Source organism: Parapedobacter indicus, assembly GCF_900113765.1.
In the GTDB taxonomy this organism is placed as follows: Bacteria; Bacteroidota; Bacteroidia; order Sphingobacteriales; family Sphingobacteriaceae; genus Parapedobacter; species Parapedobacter indicus.
The window spans coordinates 198,676-214,975 of record NZ_FOQO01000007.1; the positions used below are offsets into that span (position 1 = coordinate 198,676).

Here is a 16,300-nt window from a genome sequence, read left to right on the forward strand (position 1 = left end):
ACCGATACCCCACAAGGTCTTTTGATGTGAGATTGATTTTGCTAAAATACCTTCTGTGTACGCTGGTATCCTTAAGTTATGCCTACGGCCAGCCCTACTATTTCACCCACTATCAGGTGGAAAATGGACTGTCGAACAATGCCGTGCTGTGCAGCGCACAAGATCAAATGGGGTTTATGTGGTTTGGTACCAAAGATGGCCTCAACCGCTTTGACGGCTATTCCTTCAAGGTATTCCACAGCGACCCCGATAACCCAAACGGCTTGGGCAGTAATTTCATCCGCGCTTTGTTTGTGGACGAAATGGGGCGTGTCTGGGCGGGCACCGATCAGGGAATTTACATCTTCGATCCAACGTCTGAAACGTTCTCGCTGTTTCACCCCACCATTACCAATGAAATACTGGGGATTGAGGGCGATCAGGAGGGCAACATCTGGTTTATCGATAACCTCTCGTTGTATCGATATACGACAGCCACGGATCGTTTAACAAGGATAACCGACGATTCACTGCGCGTCATCAGTTCGCTTGGCGTAACGGAAGCCGGTGAAGTTTGGATGGGTACCGCGCATGGCGACCTCATTCATTACCACCCCGCCCAAGGAATAAAAAGTCGGTATTCGTTGTTCGATCATTCACCGCACGTAGTTTCTCAATGGATTGAAGAAGTGTATTGCAGCAACGACGGGTTTCTCCTTGTGGGTACTTCCAAACAGGGCGTAAAGGTATTTGATACCGGCACCGGCACGTACCAAGATCTGTTGACGCACGATGCATACGGAACGGATATCTTCGTGCGAGATATTCTAGAAAACGAAAACGATGAATACTGGCTAGCTACCGAATCCGGCATTTTCATCTATCAGTACCACAGCGGGCAATGGAGCAACCTGCGGAAACAACGGGGCAATCCCTGGGCCCTTTCAGACAATGCAGTGTATACACTTTGCAAGGACCGTGAGCATAGCATTTGGGCAGGCACCTACTTTGGCGGTGTCAACCACTATGCGACTGCCAATACATTTTTTGAAAAGTTTTTTCCACAGGGCGACGCAACAAATACGCTTTCGGGCAATGCAGTCAGGGAAATTTGTGCGGGTCCGTCCGGAAGTTTGTGGATTGGAACCGAAGACGCCGGACTGAATAAGATGAACCCGTCTACGGGCGAAATTACCAGTTACCACCCTACCGGTAATCCGCACAGCCTCGCCTATTCAAACATTCACGGGCTGCTGGTCACGGGCGACACGCTCTGGGTCGGGACCTTTGAACATGGACTGGACTTACTGGATATCCGTACCGGAAAGGTTATCCGGCATTACGATGCCGAAAACCGAGATGGGGCATTACGTAATAACTTTATATTCAACTGCTATCAAACCCGAAACGGCCGGATATTGCTGGCAACGGGGCAAGGTCTGTATGAATATGTAAAAGCGGAAAAGAATTTCCGTCTGCTTGATGGATTTCCAGAATACATTTTTTACACCACGCTTTTTGAAGATAGCCAGGGAACCATATGGGCCGGTACGTGGCGGGATGGACTGTATTATGCTAACCCAGAAACGGGCCAACGGGGCATGTTTATCCACGATGCCCGCGACCCAAATAGCATTGGCAGCAATCGCGTAAACCGGATATTTGAAGATAGCAGGGGGATTCTTTGGATAGCCACCGAAGGCGGCTTATGCCGTCTGAGTACAACTGGCGGTACGTTCAAGCGATACGGCACGATTCATGGATTACCCAGTAACCTGATATTGGCGATTCTTGAAGATGCGGACAACAAGCTTTGGGTAACTACCTCCAAAGGACTGGTTCGCTTCGATTTCACGACGGAGGAGATCAAGGTATTTACCCAGGCTAATGGCTTGCTGAGCGACCAGTTCAATTACAATTCCGCATACCGGGCTCCCGATGGCACGCTCTATTTCGGCAGCGTAAAAGGGTTGGTGAGATTCAATCCGGCCAACTACCGTGAAAGCACCTTCCAACCTCCTGTATACATCACGGGATTTCAAGTATATAACCACGAACTAGAAATCAATAAAAAGGACTCACCCCTTCATCAATCGATCACGTTTACGGATGATATTGAACTCAACTATAATCAATCGTCTTTCAGTATAGATTTCGCGGCCTTGAGCTTTGTATCGCCCGCCATGACCGGATACGCGTATAAGATGGAAGGACTGGACAATGAATGGACACATATCCGGGCCAACCGGAAGGCATATTTCACCAAACTGCCTCCCGGCGATTATGTATTCCGGGTAAATGCGGCGGACAGCCGGGGTGATTTTAACGGCCGGGAAACCAATCTTCACATCACCATCCTACCCCCGTTTTGGGCCAGCCTTCCGGCATATCTCGTATATGTGTTGATTGCCCTTGCAGCCACGTGGTACGTCATCAGAAGTTACCACCTGCGGGTCAAAGAGAAAAACAGACGAAAGCTAGAACTGCTGAGACATCGCAAGGAAGAAGAATTATACCGGGCAAAGATCGACTTTTTCACCAACGTAACCCATGAGATCCGGACTCCGCTCACGCTTATTAAGGCGCCGCTGGAGAAAGTAATGAAAAAAGCCGACGAGCTGCCAACTGTGAAGCGGCATCTGCAAACCATGGAACGAAATACCGAGCGCCTGCTGGTGCTGACCGACCAGTTGCTCGATTTCAGAAAAACCGAAGTAACGGGTTACCAATTGAACTTTGCTCCCATTTCTATCAACGACCTGCTCCGGGAAAACTGCCGCAACTTCAAGTTAGTAGCCAGCCAAAAGAATATCCGACTTACCCTTGACCTACCTGCTATTTCCTGCGTAGCCCTCGTGGATAAGGAGGCCGTCACCCAGATCATCAGTAACCTGCTGATCAACGGACTTAAGTATGCCAAACGTAGAATTCACATTTCACTGCCAGAGCCGATGCCTTCCGACAACCTATATACGATCGTCGTCAAAAACGATGGTTACCTGATTCCTCCCGAAATGAGGGAAAAGATTTTTGAAACCTTCGTCAGACTCAAAGCAACCGACAGTCAACAAGGTTCGGGATTGGGCCTTGCCCTAGCCCGTTCATTAGCCCAATTGCATAATGGCAGCCTTCGGCTGGGAGCGTCTGATGACGATATGAATGTTTTTATACTGACGTTGCCCTTTAAGCAACCTCCAAAAGAAACGTAACATGGAATGGATCCCTCAACAAACGAAACGTCCGACCCTATTGGTGGTGGATGACCACGTGGAAATCCTGGATTTTATCGCGGACGACCTAAGTGACGATTACGATGTATTGCGCGCGGAAGACGGCTATCAAGCGATAGAAGCATTAGCGGACCATTCGGTTCACCTCGTCGTCAGCGACGTCATGATGCCCGGAATGGATGGCTATGAGCTTTGCAGCCGCATCAAGTCCGATGTCCAGTACAGCCACATTCCCGTGATCCTTCTGACCGCTAAAAATACACTTCAATCAAAAATACAGGGCCTTGAGCAGGGTGCGGATGCGTATATTGAAAAGCCCTTCTCGCCCGAGCACTTGCATGCCCAGATCAACAGCCTCCTGTCAAATCGTAACAAAGTCCGTGAATATTTTGCGAGCTCGCCACTGGCTCATATTAATACCATGGCGCATTCCAAAGCGGACGAACACTTCCTGGAGCGGTTAAACGAACTCATCCACGAATGCATGGCCGAGCCTAACTTTGACGTGGAGCACCTGGCAGATAAGATGAACATGAGCCGCCCCACCTTATACCGCAAAATCAAAGCAATATCAGACTTAACGCCCAATGATCTGATCAACGTTGCCCGCCTGAAAAAAGCCGCTGAATTGCTCGCTTTGGGCGGGCATAAAATTTATGAGGTTTCGGACCTGGTGGGGTATAGTTCACAGACCCATTTCGGGCGAAATTTCCAGAAACAATTCGGCATGTCACCAAGCGAGTACGTGATAAAAAGCAAAAAGTAAAAAGGGGGCGGTGCCCCCTCTCATGTTGTTAATCTACTTTGATTTGGTAGAGTTGTTGATGCCATTGATGCAATTCCGTTTCCGGCATTTTCACCACTTTACGGTCGTACGTCATCAGCCCATTGGTTTCAATTTCCACATCGGTGGTTTGGGTATACACGGCAGCCGATAGTCCCATCGGGATCAAGCGGGCCAAATCATCCACCAAGCCGCGGTAACGGCGCTTCAATTCGTCGACATTCTTGAAGCTTTGGTACCCCCAATTGTCTTTGGCCTGCCAGGTATGGCCTTCCATAGGCAACCCCAATCCACCAAATTCACCGAGCACCAATATCCGCTGGTCGCCGAATAGTTCGGGTCGCGGCATCACCGCATCCGGATAATTATGAATATCCAGGATGTGTCCGGTGGGGAAGAAATTGCCCCCGCTGGCGCTGTTTACCAACCGGGATGGATCATACCCCATGGTCCATTCGGTGATCTCTTCTGTCTTAAACTGCCCCCACGCTTCATTGAAGGGCACCCACACCACAATACTTGGAAAATTGTGCAACGCATCCACGATCGCTTTCCATTCCTTGCGATAGATGGCCTCCGATTCCTGGCTGCGGTCCTTATCGTGTTTACGTCCCGAAGTGATACCCGGCCGCATGTCCCAGTGATTGTCGCCTAAGTCACCACTCGGCATGTCCTGCCAAACGAGTACCCCTAGTTGGTCGCAATGGTGGTACCAACGCGCGGGTTCTACCTTAATGTGCTTACGGATCATGTTGAAACCCATTGCTTTCGTTTTTTCAATATCGAAACGCAAGGCCTCGTCTGTGGGGGCAGTATACAAGCCATCCGGCCACCAGCCCTGATCAAGCGGCCCATACTGAAACACAAATTTATTGTTGATCAGCATCCGTTGAATACCATCGGCGTCTTTTCCCATTGATATCTTGCGCATGGCGAAATACGACGATATTTCATCGATTACCTTTCCTTTACGCAGCACGGCTACCTTTAGGTCGTACAGGAACGGATTTGTAGGCGACCACAACTGCGCATTGCTGATGTTCAACGACACATCTACACCAACCGCCGTGGTTTCTTCTGCAACCTTTTCCTGACCTTTCCATGCAGAGATCCGCAACTGATCACCTTCTCTTATTCCTTCCACCGTCGTCTGTACAGATAGATTGCCCCGGTCAATGTCTGGCGTGTGCTTGGTCGTTACAATGTAGGTTTCGGGCACGCCTTCCAACCATACTGTCTGCCAAATTCCCGTAACCGGCGTATACCAGATGCCACGAGGTTTTACCACCTGCTTACCGTTAGGTTGCGGACCTTCATCCGTGGGGTCCCACACCCCAACCACGAGCTCCTGATCAGCTCCTTTAACCAAATAGGGCGTGATATCGATGGAGAAGGGATCGTAACCGCCTTCGTGGGAACCCGCCTTCCGACCATTTACGTAAACATCACATTGCCAGTCTACTGCACCAAAATGCAAGAGCACCCGCTGCTTACGTAGCTTTTTATCAAGGGTGACCGTTCTGCGATACCACAACGAACTGTCTTTACCTACGGTACGTCCCACGCCCGAAAGTGCTGACTCGACAGCAAATGGCACCAGCAGTTGGCCCTCGTAGTTAGCCGGCGCTGCACCTAATTTACCGGGCACAATCGCGTATTCCCACAAGCCGTTCAGATTCTGCCAGCTTTCCCGCACCAATTGCGGCCGGGGGTATTCCGGAAGTGGGTTAGCGGGATCGATCTGCGCCGCCCAGGACGACTGGATCTTACCTCCCTTGGGTTGCCAAGTCTGTGACTGCTGACCGACGAGCTGCCCCGCCTGCAGGCATACAGCCAATAAAATTAACGTGTGTTTCATGTTTTTTACAACTTCCATGCAATGTCTAATGTTTTTAATTGTATCTGTGTTCATGCACTGGTCCTGGCGACGAAAATATAGATAAAAACCATTTTTTTTGTCTCAAAATTTCCACATATCGTCTCACGCTTACGTCGATTTATAATCATCCGAATGTCAGTTTATTAAAATTTCGTTACTATTCTTGTTGTATGTAACAATTTTAACAATTATTAATTACTTTAAGCATGCTTTTGCTTATTTTTGCAATAGATGATCGCATGACATATGTCAACGAAGGTAACAAGGGTACTATTTGCTAAGCTGTTTTTCGCAATTTTCTTTGCGAAGATGTTTATTTCTACGGTACCTATTTTTATTCAATTCGATCGCGATGCCTTGCTGCAGGTTGTGTTGCAGTTAGAAATCGAAAATAATAACGGTAAATCAGGATCTGGGGATCAGGTTAAGGATATTTTCGCCAAGGGATACCTCAGACTGGCACCGAACTTTGGCCTGCAACCGCCTACCCATTTAGCCACCCAAGTAAACTTTATAGCGAATGACGCACGGCACATCCGTGCGTTCTATCCAGCTGTACCCACCCCCCCTCCAAACTGCTAATCAGATTTCCAGGTTACATATTGTGGGCATCCTTGACGTTGTCCATTGGCTCGGCCATCGCTTTATTGGGCGTTTTCAGTGAAGACTTCCGGTTGGTGGCAGGAGCTGTTGAAATCGATTAGATTCAGTTTATTAATAGTTATCCATATGTTTGGTACACGTACATCCGCATTTTTGAAGTTATCAAAGCGGAATTTAAAATATGATTTTTCGGCAAGTATTGTAGTCTTTCTCGTCGCCTTGCCGTTATGTTTGGGAATAGCACTAGCTTCGGGCGCGCCACTATTCGCTGGTTTATTGACAGGGATTATCGGAGGAATTGTTATTGCTTCGTTCAGTGGTTCACAACTCAGTGTAAGCGGCCCCGCGGCCGGCCTTACTGTAATCGTCTTTGGCGCAATAGAGCAATTAGGGGCATTTGAAACGTTTTTATTGGCCGTTTTGCTTGCCGGAATAATTCAAATCGTTTTGGGCATTATCAGAGCGGGAATGATTGGCAATTATTTTCCTTCATCCGTCATCATTGGAATGCTAGCAGCAATCGGCATCATCATTATACTCAAGCAATTGCCTCACGCTGTGGGATACGACTCCAGTTTCTTTGGCGAGGAAAGCTTTGTTCAACTCGATAATGAAAACACCTTCACGGCGTTGCAAAAGGCCTTCGCTGCTATAAATTACGGAGCTTCTATTATTTGTATCCTTTCATTGGCCATCCTCATCTTATGGCCGAAATTCAAGAAATTGAGCATCGTGCCTGCGCCGCTGGTCGTAGTATTCGTGGGCGTGCTGTTGAGCCAGCTCTTCCTTGGCAGCAGCTTTGAATTGGCACCGAATCACTTGGTGGTTATTCCGGTGGTTGGTTCGTTTAACGAGTTTTTGGGTTTATTCACCTTTCCCGACTTTACACAGATAGCGAATAAAGAGGTTTGGATCGCTGCATTCACGATTGCTATCATTGCCAGTTTGGAAACCTTGCTCAGTTTAGAGGCCGTTGATAAAATTGACCCATTTAAGCGGGTCTCTCCGACCAATAGGGAGTTAATGGCGCAGGGAATCGGCAACATGACTTCCGGATTGGTGGGCGGATTGCCGTTGACAGCGGTTATTGTACGATCTTCAGCGAATGTCAATGCGGGTGGTCGTACACGTCAGAGCGCCATATTACATGGTATTTGGTTATTGCTGGCGGTAATTACCATTCCCTCGATCATTAATCTTATACCCCTCTCGTGTTTGGCAGCCATCTTGTTACATACGGGCTATAAGTTAGCAAAACCATCTGCGTTCAAACAGATGTGGCACAAGGGTCTCGATCAATTCGTGCCGTTTGTCGTAACCATTCTCGCCGTTGTTTTAACCGACTTGCTCACTGGTGTAGGTATCGGACTCGTGGTTGCCATGTTTTACATTCTTAGGAACAATCTTTCCAACGCATTTGAATATGATGTTGAAGAAAATGCGGATGGAGCGAAAATAACTTTTACCTTAGCGGAAGAAGTGACGTTTCTTAATAAAGCGGCTATACAAAAAGCACTTTACGGCCTCCCAAGACGTATCAACGAAATTATCATTGATGGTTCACAAAGCCGATTTATCGATAAGGATGTTATTGAAGTTATCAAAGATTTCGAGCAAAACGCGGTAAGCAAGGGGAAAACGATTGAACTAGTGGGCATTGTGAACAAAAAGAATGTACCCAACATCAAACGTTTTACGCAGGCAATCCTGAAAAATGACTCGTTGAAACGGAAAGCAACGATTACGAAAACAACAGAGACAATTTAATTAACAAAACAAACATAAACGATGTATAAAAAGCAATTAGAAAATCCGGTATTAAAAGCAAGCTTTGAAAAAATATTAGCTGGAAACGATGTATGGGTTCAAGAAGTTAAGGATGATACCACCGGCAAACTCCAACAATTGGCCCAAGGCCAAAACCCTGAGCTGTTATGGATCGGCTGTGCCGATAGCCGGGTTCCGGCCAACCAAATCACCAATACGCAACCGGGAGAGGTGTTCGTTCATCGCAACATCGCCAATATGTGTGTGCATTCAGACATGAATATGCTAAGCGTGCTTGACTACGCAGTCAATGTACTGAAAGTAAAACACATCATCGTAGCAGGACATTACGGCTGCGGTGGTGTAGCCGCTGCCCTTAGCCGCAAGCAATTTGGTATCATTGACAACTGGCTCTGCCACATCAAGGACGTATACCGATTCCACAGTGACGAAATCGATGCCATTGAAGATGAGGAACAAAAAGTAAGCCGTTTGGTAGAGCTCAATGTAGCCGAACAGGTCTTTAACCTTTGCACCACATCGATTGTCCAGAATGCCTGGAAAGAAAGAAATGACCTGGCCATACATGGAATGGTCATTGATATTGCCACGGGTAAATTGATCGACCTGGATATTACGTTTACGGATAGCGTAGGTTTGGGCAAAGTATTTGCATTTAAGTAAAGAGTAAAAAGGGGCCGATTCACGGCCCCTTTTTATTGCTAACCTATTCCTGTTCCATGAACGGATATCGGTAGTCCGTGGGTGGATCAAATGTCTCTTTGATCGTCCGTGGCGATACCCACCTCAGCAGATTGATCATCGATCCAGCCTTGTCGTTTGTACCCGACCCCCTAGCGCCGCCAAAAGGTTGTTGCCCCACAACGGCTCCCGTACACTTATCATTCACATAGAAGTTACCTGCAGCATGGCGTAGGGCATGCGTTGCTTCGCTGATTGCATAGCGGTCGCGAGCAATTACGGCACCTGTCAACGCATAAATAGACGTGTTGTCAATGACCTCCAGCACCTCCTCCCATTTTTCATCGTCATAAATGTATACGGTCAATACCGGGCCGAACAGTTCCTCACACATCGTCACATAATCGGGTCGCTTCGCGCGGATTACCGTCGGATGGATATAGTAGCCTTCACTTTTATCGTATGTGCCTCCTACAAGAATTTCTGCATCCGGATCCTGTTTCGCCGCATCGATGTATTTCGCCAGTTTATCGAATGACTTCTCATCGATCACTGCGTTGATGAAATTGCTGAAATCATCCACTGGACCGATTTTGAATGACGCCACATCCTTCACGATTAAGCCCTTCAATTCCGGCCATAACGATTCGGGAATATAAACCCGGGATGCTGCAGAGCATTTCTGCCCCTGGTATTCGAATGCTCCGCGAACGATTGCCGTGGCAGCGACCTTCACGTCAGCAGAACGGTGTACCAAGATGAAGTCTTTACCGCCGGTTTCCCCTACAATCCGCGGGTAGCTACGATAACGGTGAATATTCTCGCCAATGGTCTTCCATATCTGTTGGAAAACGGCTGTGGATCCGGTAAAATGTATTCCAGCAAAATCCCGATGCTTAAAAATCACCTCTCCTACTTCCGGTCCATCGGCATAAATTAGGTTAATTACTCCGTCGGGTACACCTGCTTCACGAAATACCTCCATCAGCACATGTGCGGAATACACCTGTGTATTGGCCGGTTTCCACACCACCACGTTCCCCATCAATGCGGCCGATGTTGGTAGGTTACCAGCGATTGCCGTAAAATTGAAGGGTGTCAGTGCAAAGACGAATCCTTCCAGCGGGCGTTGCTCGACCCTATTCCAGCTTCCCCGTGGCGAGACCGGCGGCTGCTGCGCATAAATTTCGCTCATATACTTAACGTTGAATCGCAGGAAATCCACGATCTCGCAAGCCGAATCAATTTCTGCCTGAAAGGCATTCTTGGACTGCCCGAGCATTGTCGCCGCATTTAACTTATATCGATATGGACCTGCTATCAGGTCAGCAGCCTTTAGAAAGATTGCCGCCCGTTCTTCCCATGGCAAGTTTTCCCACGCCTTCTTCGCTTTCAGTGCAGCATCGATGGCTGCCTGCACGTGATGTTTATCTCCGTAGTGGTAATACCCCAGTACCTGTCTATGTGCGTGCGGTGGATGGATCGGAACTTTATGTTCTGTACGAATCTCCTTGCCCCCGATGTACATCGGGATATCCGCTTGCGCTGCAAGTGCTGCTTGCAGGGCATGTTGCAGGAGCCTGCGCTCCCTACTCCCCACAGCATACGATTGTACCGGTTCGTTTACAGGATCCGGCACATTGAAAAATCCTTTTAACATGCTAATATTCATTTGTGTGACGCAACAAAGCTACCAAAACCCGTAGGACTGTGCAATTAATTTGTGTCTCGGGCGGTGATGGCATTGTAGTCTTTGACGATGGTATGAAGAAAGTTCAGTTCATCCATCCCTTCGGGAATTTCAATATTCAGGTGGTTCTTCATCTTGTTTGCCAACTGATAAATCAAGAGGCTATTTCCCGACTTTGAATAATTGCTTAACACTTCGTGCACCAACCCAATGTCACGATCGTTCAATAAGTCGACCTCCTGAAAGTGTGGTTCGTAATTTTCGGCAGACGGTTTAAACGCAACAGCTGATAATCCTGTACGCGGCGTGGTTTTGATGAGGGTTGTATTAGCAACAATGTCGCCGATCCGTTGTTTCTTCGTGGTTACCGCCACGGATATCAGCGCTCCCAGACCACTGGTCAGTAAAAAATCCACAATCCGGAAAGTCCACCTCAACAGGTATTGCCCAAGACTCGGTTGAGCACCATCCAGGCTGATGACTTTAATTTTCATGGCGCGCTTGCCCACACTCTGCCCATTAAAAAAGAGCTCACTTATCAGATCGTAAAACACATATAACGCACCGAAAATAATCAACATAACGATAATGCCGATTTCACCCATCCCTGCGTCTGCGAGAATGGCCATAAAAATGATTCCCAGGAAATATAACAAGATAAATATAGCCATGTCGATCAGCCGGGCGGCAATCCGCTCACCAAGTCCAGCAACATCGTATTCGATATCGACATGTTGTGTGGTACTGACTTTGATCGTGTCCATCTTCCCACAAATATAGCGGATGCACGGCAAAACGCAACAACAGAAAAATTCACACAAAACTTTACGAGAAAGAAACCTAAAACATTGGCCGATGTTTGCTATTTTTATTGCCATCCATTGACGACAAGTGATTAAACATGCGCGAAGCGTTATTTGTAAAGCAAAATGCAACGAAGTGGGAACAATTTGAAAATATGCGGTCCGCCTCGCCGGATGAATTAGCAGACCGTTTTATTTCCATCACGGATGATCTTGCCTATGCCAAGACATTCTATCCCAAATCACAGACCACGGCCTATCTCAATGGATTAGCCGCCAAGCTGCATCAATCAATCTACCGCAATAAACGCGAAAAAGGCGGGCGTTTTTTAACGTTTTGGAAACACGAATTGCCACTACTTTTCAAGCAGTACGAAAGGCAGTTGCTCTATGCATTCCTATTTTTCCTGACTTTTTGCCTTATGGGTGCCTTATCTGCGCGTTACGATGACACCTTCGTACGGCTTATTCTAGGCGACAGCTACGTAAACATGACGAATGAAAACATAAAAAATGGAGATCCCTTCGGTGTTTATAAGCAAACGAACTCATTTGAAATGTTTTTTTTCATTGCCGTCAATAATATCTGGGTGTCGTTTCTTGCCTTTGCCATGGGGATTATTTTTTCGGTGGGCACACTGTACGTACTGATCCGTAACGGCATCATGCTGGGTTCGTTTCAATACTTCTTTTTTAGCCAAGGCCTTGGTTGGGATTCCGTGTTGGTTATTTGGATTCACGGCACATTGGAAATTTCGGCTATCGTTATCGCGGGTGCCGCAGGCCTCGCGATGGGCAATAGTTTCTTGTTTCCAAAAACGTATAAACGCATGGTTGCATTCAAACAGGGAGCTAAAGATGGACTGAAAATGATCATCGGTTTGATCCCCGTTTTTCTCACAGCGGCTTTCCTCGAGGGCTTTGTCACCCGTCATACCACCATGCCCGTGTGGATAAGCTGCTCCATCTTGGCAGGTTCGCTCGCTTTTATCAGTTGGTATGTCGTGATCTATCCGAATCGCTTATATCAATCCTCCCAATTAGCTACTTTGCGCCATGGAACCGAAAGTCGAATTTAGTCGTATACGCGATTTTGGCGAAACCATCAATGACAGCATCAATTTCGTCAAGCAAAATTTCAAAGCACTGTTTACCCCGTTGCTCTACATAAGTCTTATTTTCATTCTTGCCGCCATGGCTACCGGAATCCTTGTGCAGGTCAAGACCATTGGACTGGTAGGCGCAGAAATGGCCGGTCCCGTGAATGCGTTTGACGGCACCGCGTTTCTCGCTGGATTTGGAATTAACTATGTATTATATCTACTGTTTTATTTTATTTCCTTTACCGTTGTCCAACTGGTCACGCTGTGCTTCATCGATCTATACAGGAAAAACGGCAATGTGCCCCCTACCAAAGAAGAGGTCTGGATTGCCTGTAAAGCACACTTTTGGCGGTTCATCTTGGCATCCCTTCTACTGAGTATCATCGTAGCGATTGCGACTATGCTTTGTATTCTTCCGGGTATCTATTTATTTCCGATTGCCAGTTTGGTCTATGCGATTGTCGTCATGGATGAAGCTCCCTTTGACCAAGCGTTTACCCGGGCATTCACACTGATCAAGGACAATTGGTGGAAAACATTTGGGGTGCTGTTTATCGTTTGGCTGATCGCCTACTTCAGCATCGGTTTGGTTGCCCTACCGGGCACCCTGATGACCATGAGCGGATTCCTTTTAGGCGAATCATCCTCGCTAACGCTGACTGGTGCGATCTTGAACGTAGTTATCCAATCCTTTGGCATGCTGGTCTACTCCCTTCCTACGATTGCCTTGGCCCTTTGTTACTTCAGTCTCAGCGAAGAAAAAGAGGGTACTGGACTGATGGAACGGATCGAGAATTTAGGCACCCATGCCGACACCGGCAAGGATCTGCCGGATGAAGAATATTGAAACAAATGAGGAATTTCCGCTATATCTTTTGGTTTTTTCACTGTATTTGCGGGCTAACCAGCCTCACTTCTTATGCCGACGGTGGACCCAAAGACCGTCCCATCAATGCCGTTGCACCAGACACGACTCAGAACCCGTCTTTCGATTCATCTGCAGTAAATGTCCGCCAGTTCGATCAAGCTTCACTGGATAGCTACAAGGAGCGCACTGATTTTCAATATAATGAGCAACAAGTAGACCTTTCATGGTGGCAACGCTTCAAACAATGGCTACGGTACAAAATCGCTGAACTGATGAGCCGTGAGGGGTCTTATGCTTTATTAAAGAACATCGGTATCATCGCTGGCGTTGGCGCGCTGTTATACCTCGTGATGAAATTGTTGGGGATGGATGCAGCCGGCATATTTTCACGTAAATCCCACACGGCGAATACAAAGTCTACTGTACACACCGAGAATATCCACGATATCGATTTTACGGCAGAACTCCAGAAAACTATCGAAACCGGCAACTATCGATTGGCCGTGCGGCTCTTGTATTTGGATTGTCTTAAAAAACTGAATGATTCCGGCCTCATCCGTTGGCAGCCGGCTAAGACCAACATCGCCTATGTGAATGAACTAGACGATGCCATCCTTCAATCGGAATTTAAAAAGCTTACCCGGCAATTTGAGTACATTTGGTATGGCGATTTCAGCATTAATCACCAACATTTCATCCAATTGCATGCTGCATTCCAACAGTTTGATGAAGGTTTGAAATGAGAGATCTGAAGGTATATATCGTCGTCGCCTTACTGGCCTTGGGCATCTTTCTGTATATTCAATACCGAAAGCCGGCTCCCGTGAACTGGAGTCAGACTTATAGTAGAACGGATAAGATTCCGTATGGGACATATATCTTGCATCATGAATTGTCTACATTATTTGAGGGAGTAGCTGTCCGCTCTTATCGAAAACGGATGTATAACATCCTTGAAGAACTAGGCAACGAAGCCGATAGCTACCTTATTGTTGCTCCCGAACTGGATATCGATGAACCGGATTATCAGAAACTATTGGCGTATGTAAAAAGCGGAAATGACCTGTTTATCGCCGCCCATACATTCGGGGCCTTGATGACTGACAGCTTAAAGCTGAGAATCCAGAACCATTTTCCATGGGCCGACAGTGTTAACACGGTAAACTTCACAAATCCTGAACTCCGTTCGGAAACGGGATATCGGTTTGACAAACGCATAGCAGCGGGTTACTTTACTGAATTTGACACGTTGCAGACTACCGTATTGGCAACCAATGGCCATGGCAATGCCGTCTTTCTCCGGTATCCGATGGGCGACGGCAACCTATATATACTATCTTCACCCGACTATTTTACCAACTATGCGCTCTTATCATCGGAAGGCGTTGCCTTTGCGGGCAAGGCCCTTTCTTACCTAACCCCCCAGCAACAGATAATCTGGGACGATTTCCAAGCGATGGGAGACCGGATACAACAGTCGCCCTTGCGCGTATTCCTGTCGGATGAGCACCTGCGCCCCGCTTATCTAATAGCGTTATTCAGTCTACTTGCTTTTGTAATCTACGGCGTCAAACGTCGCCAACGGGCAATTCCCATTGTGGAACCGCTCAAAAACACGAGCATTGAATTTGCTCAGGTCGTCAGTTCGGTATATTATCAACGTCGGGACAACCTCGATTTGCTTACCAAAGAATATCGCTATTTTCTGGAACACGTGCGAACTGCTTACCGTGTGAACACCAGCAACATAGACGAAAACTTCATGCAGTACCTCAGTATGCGTTCTGGAGTGGAGAAGTCCATTCTATTAAACATCCTCCGGGGTATGAACGATTTACAACGCTACGAGACCATTGACGATGGGACTTTGCTTTCACACCATCGTTTTCTTGAACTTTTTTATCAGCAAGCTTTATGGAAGAACAACACTTCGAACAACGTATTGACCTGAGTGGATTGACCGGTGCCATCCAACAAATAAGGGAACTTCTGGCAACTGTTATTGTCGGGCAACAGCAGATGGTGGACTTACTTATCGCCGGAATCCTTGCCGACGGGCATATCCTGATTGAAGGTGTTCCGGGTGTAGCCAAGACACTCAGTGCTAAACTGATTGCTCAAAGCATTGATGCCAAGTTTTCCCGAATCCAATTCACCCCCGATCTCATGCCTTCAGATGTTTTGGGCACATCCGTATTTAATCCCAAAGAAAATGGGTTCAGCTTTAAGCCCGGCCCCATTTTCGGTCACCTAATTTTGGTCGACGAGATCAACCGATCGCCGGCAAAAACCCAGGCTGCCTTGTTTGAAGTAATGGAAGAACGGCAGGTCACCCTAGATGGCCATACCTATCCCATGGAGGAACCCTTCGTGGTACTCGCCACACAGAACCCCATTGAACAGGAAGGCACCTACCGGTTGCCGGAAGCACAATTGGACCGCTTCCTATTTAAAATAGAAGTCGGATATCCCTCATTGGAGGAAGAAATACAGATATTAGCCCATCACCACGCGCAAAAACTGGATGAACGGATAGCATCCATCAAACCGATACTCCGTACCGCGGATATCCGCAATTACCGCAAAACGGTAAAGGGTTTGCATATCGAAGATAAACTACTGGATTTTATCGCGCGCATCGTGCACGAAACACGCAACCACAAATCCATTTACTTGGGAGCGTCTCCGCGCGCATCGCTGGCAATCGCCAATAGTGCAAAAGCAATCGCAGTGATGGATGACCGTGACTTTATCACACCGGACGATGTGATACGTGTGGCTCCTGCGGTATTACGACACCGCCTCATCCTTACCCCCGAGCGGGAAATGGAAGGACTCACCACGGACGACGTGGTGTCTCAGATTATTAAGGGAATAGCTGTACCTAGATAG

The 16,300-nt window shown here is 47.4% G+C and carries 13 protein-coding genes; 10 read left to right on the forward strand and 3 right to left on the reverse strand.

The window, feature by feature from the left end; translation table 11 throughout:
* The first annotated feature begins 26 nt into the window (after positions 1-26).
* Positions 27-3,188: a ligand-binding sensor domain-containing protein gene (locus BMZ56_RS15355; RefSeq protein WP_143072936.1), complete on the forward strand. Its 3,162-nt coding sequence runs from the start codon at positions 27-29 to the stop codon at positions 3,186-3,188.
* 1 nt (position 3,189) lies between these two features.
* On the forward strand, positions 3,190-3,975 hold the full coding sequence (locus tag BMZ56_RS15360; protein WP_090628193.1) for a response regulator transcription factor: 786 nt from the start codon (positions 3,190-3,192) through the stop codon (positions 3,973-3,975).
* A 28-nt stretch (positions 3,976-4,003) separates the two neighbouring features.
* Here BMZ56_RS15360 and BMZ56_RS15365 read toward each other — a convergent pair whose 3' ends face one another.
* On the reverse strand, positions 4,004-5,851 hold the full coding sequence (locus BMZ56_RS15365) for a glycoside hydrolase family 2 protein (protein ID WP_090628457.1): 1,848 nt from the start codon (positions 5,849-5,851) through the stop codon (positions 4,004-4,006).
* 267 nt (positions 5,852-6,118) lie between these two features.
* On the opposite strand from BMZ56_RS15365, the gene BMZ56_RS15370 reads away from it, so the two are divergent.
* From BMZ56_RS15370 to BMZ56_RS15380, 3 genes are all read left to right on the forward strand, one after another.
* On the forward strand, positions 6,119-6,454 hold the full coding sequence (locus BMZ56_RS15370) for a hypothetical protein (protein WP_090628194.1): 336 nt from the start codon (positions 6,119-6,121) through the stop codon (positions 6,452-6,454).
* A gap of 147 nt (positions 6,455-6,601) precedes the next feature.
* Positions 6,602-8,242 carry a SulP family inorganic anion transporter gene (locus tag BMZ56_RS15375; RefSeq protein WP_090628195.1) on the forward strand — a complete coding sequence of 547 codons (1,641 nt, stop codon included), beginning with the start codon at positions 6,602-6,604 and terminating at the stop codon, positions 8,240-8,242.
* Positions 8,243-8,263: 21 nt separating this feature from the next.
* Complete coding sequence (locus BMZ56_RS15380; RefSeq protein ID WP_090628196.1) at positions 8,264-8,926, forward strand: carbonic anhydrase; 663 nt, start codon at positions 8,264-8,266, stop codon at positions 8,924-8,926.
* 43 nt (positions 8,927-8,969) lie between these two features.
* On the opposite strand, the gene pruA is transcribed toward BMZ56_RS15380, so the two are convergent.
* Positions 8,970-10,604, reverse strand: coding sequence for an L-glutamate gamma-semialdehyde dehydrogenase (gene pruA / locus BMZ56_RS15385; protein WP_090628198.1), 1,635 nt, complete (start codon positions 10,602-10,604; stop codon positions 8,970-8,972).
* A 56-nt stretch (positions 10,605-10,660) separates the two neighbouring features.
* Positions 10,661-11,398 carry an RDD family protein gene (locus BMZ56_RS15390; RefSeq protein WP_090628199.1) on the reverse strand — a complete coding sequence of 246 codons (738 nt, stop codon included), beginning with the start codon at positions 11,396-11,398 and terminating at the stop codon, positions 10,661-10,663.
* 137 nt (positions 11,399-11,535) lie between these two features.
* On the opposite strand from BMZ56_RS15390, the gene BMZ56_RS15395 reads away from it, so the two are divergent.
* Genes BMZ56_RS15395 through BMZ56_RS15415 form a run of 5 tightly spaced genes read left to right on the forward strand, consistent with a single transcriptional unit; the run spans position 11,536 to position 16,300 of the window.
* On the forward strand, positions 11,536-12,516 hold the full coding sequence (locus BMZ56_RS15395) for a stage II sporulation protein M (protein ID WP_090628201.1): 981 nt from the start codon (positions 11,536-11,538) through the stop codon (positions 12,514-12,516).
* A complete protein-coding gene (locus tag BMZ56_RS15400) occupies positions 12,494-13,387 on the forward strand; it encodes a hypothetical protein (RefSeq protein WP_090628203.1) in 894 nt (297 codons plus the stop codon). Before BMZ56_RS15395 ends, BMZ56_RS15400 begins: the two co-directional genes overlap by 23 nt.
* A gap of 5 nt (positions 13,388-13,392) precedes the next feature.
* Positions 13,393-14,151 (forward strand): DUF4129 domain-containing protein, encoded by a 759-nt coding sequence (locus BMZ56_RS15405; RefSeq protein WP_090628205.1) that lies wholly within the window; start codon positions 13,393-13,395, stop codon positions 14,149-14,151.
* The gene (locus BMZ56_RS15410) at positions 14,148-15,359 is read left to right on the forward strand and encodes a DUF4350 domain-containing protein (RefSeq protein ID WP_090628458.1); all 1,212 of its coding nucleotides are present in this window, start codon (positions 14,148-14,150) and stop codon (positions 15,357-15,359) included. The genes BMZ56_RS15405 and BMZ56_RS15410 overlap by 4 nt, the downstream gene beginning before the upstream one ends.
* Complete coding sequence (locus BMZ56_RS15415; protein ID WP_090628206.1) at positions 15,323-16,300, forward strand: AAA family ATPase; 978 nt, start codon at positions 15,323-15,325, stop codon at positions 16,298-16,300. Before BMZ56_RS15410 ends, BMZ56_RS15415 begins: the two co-directional genes overlap by 37 nt.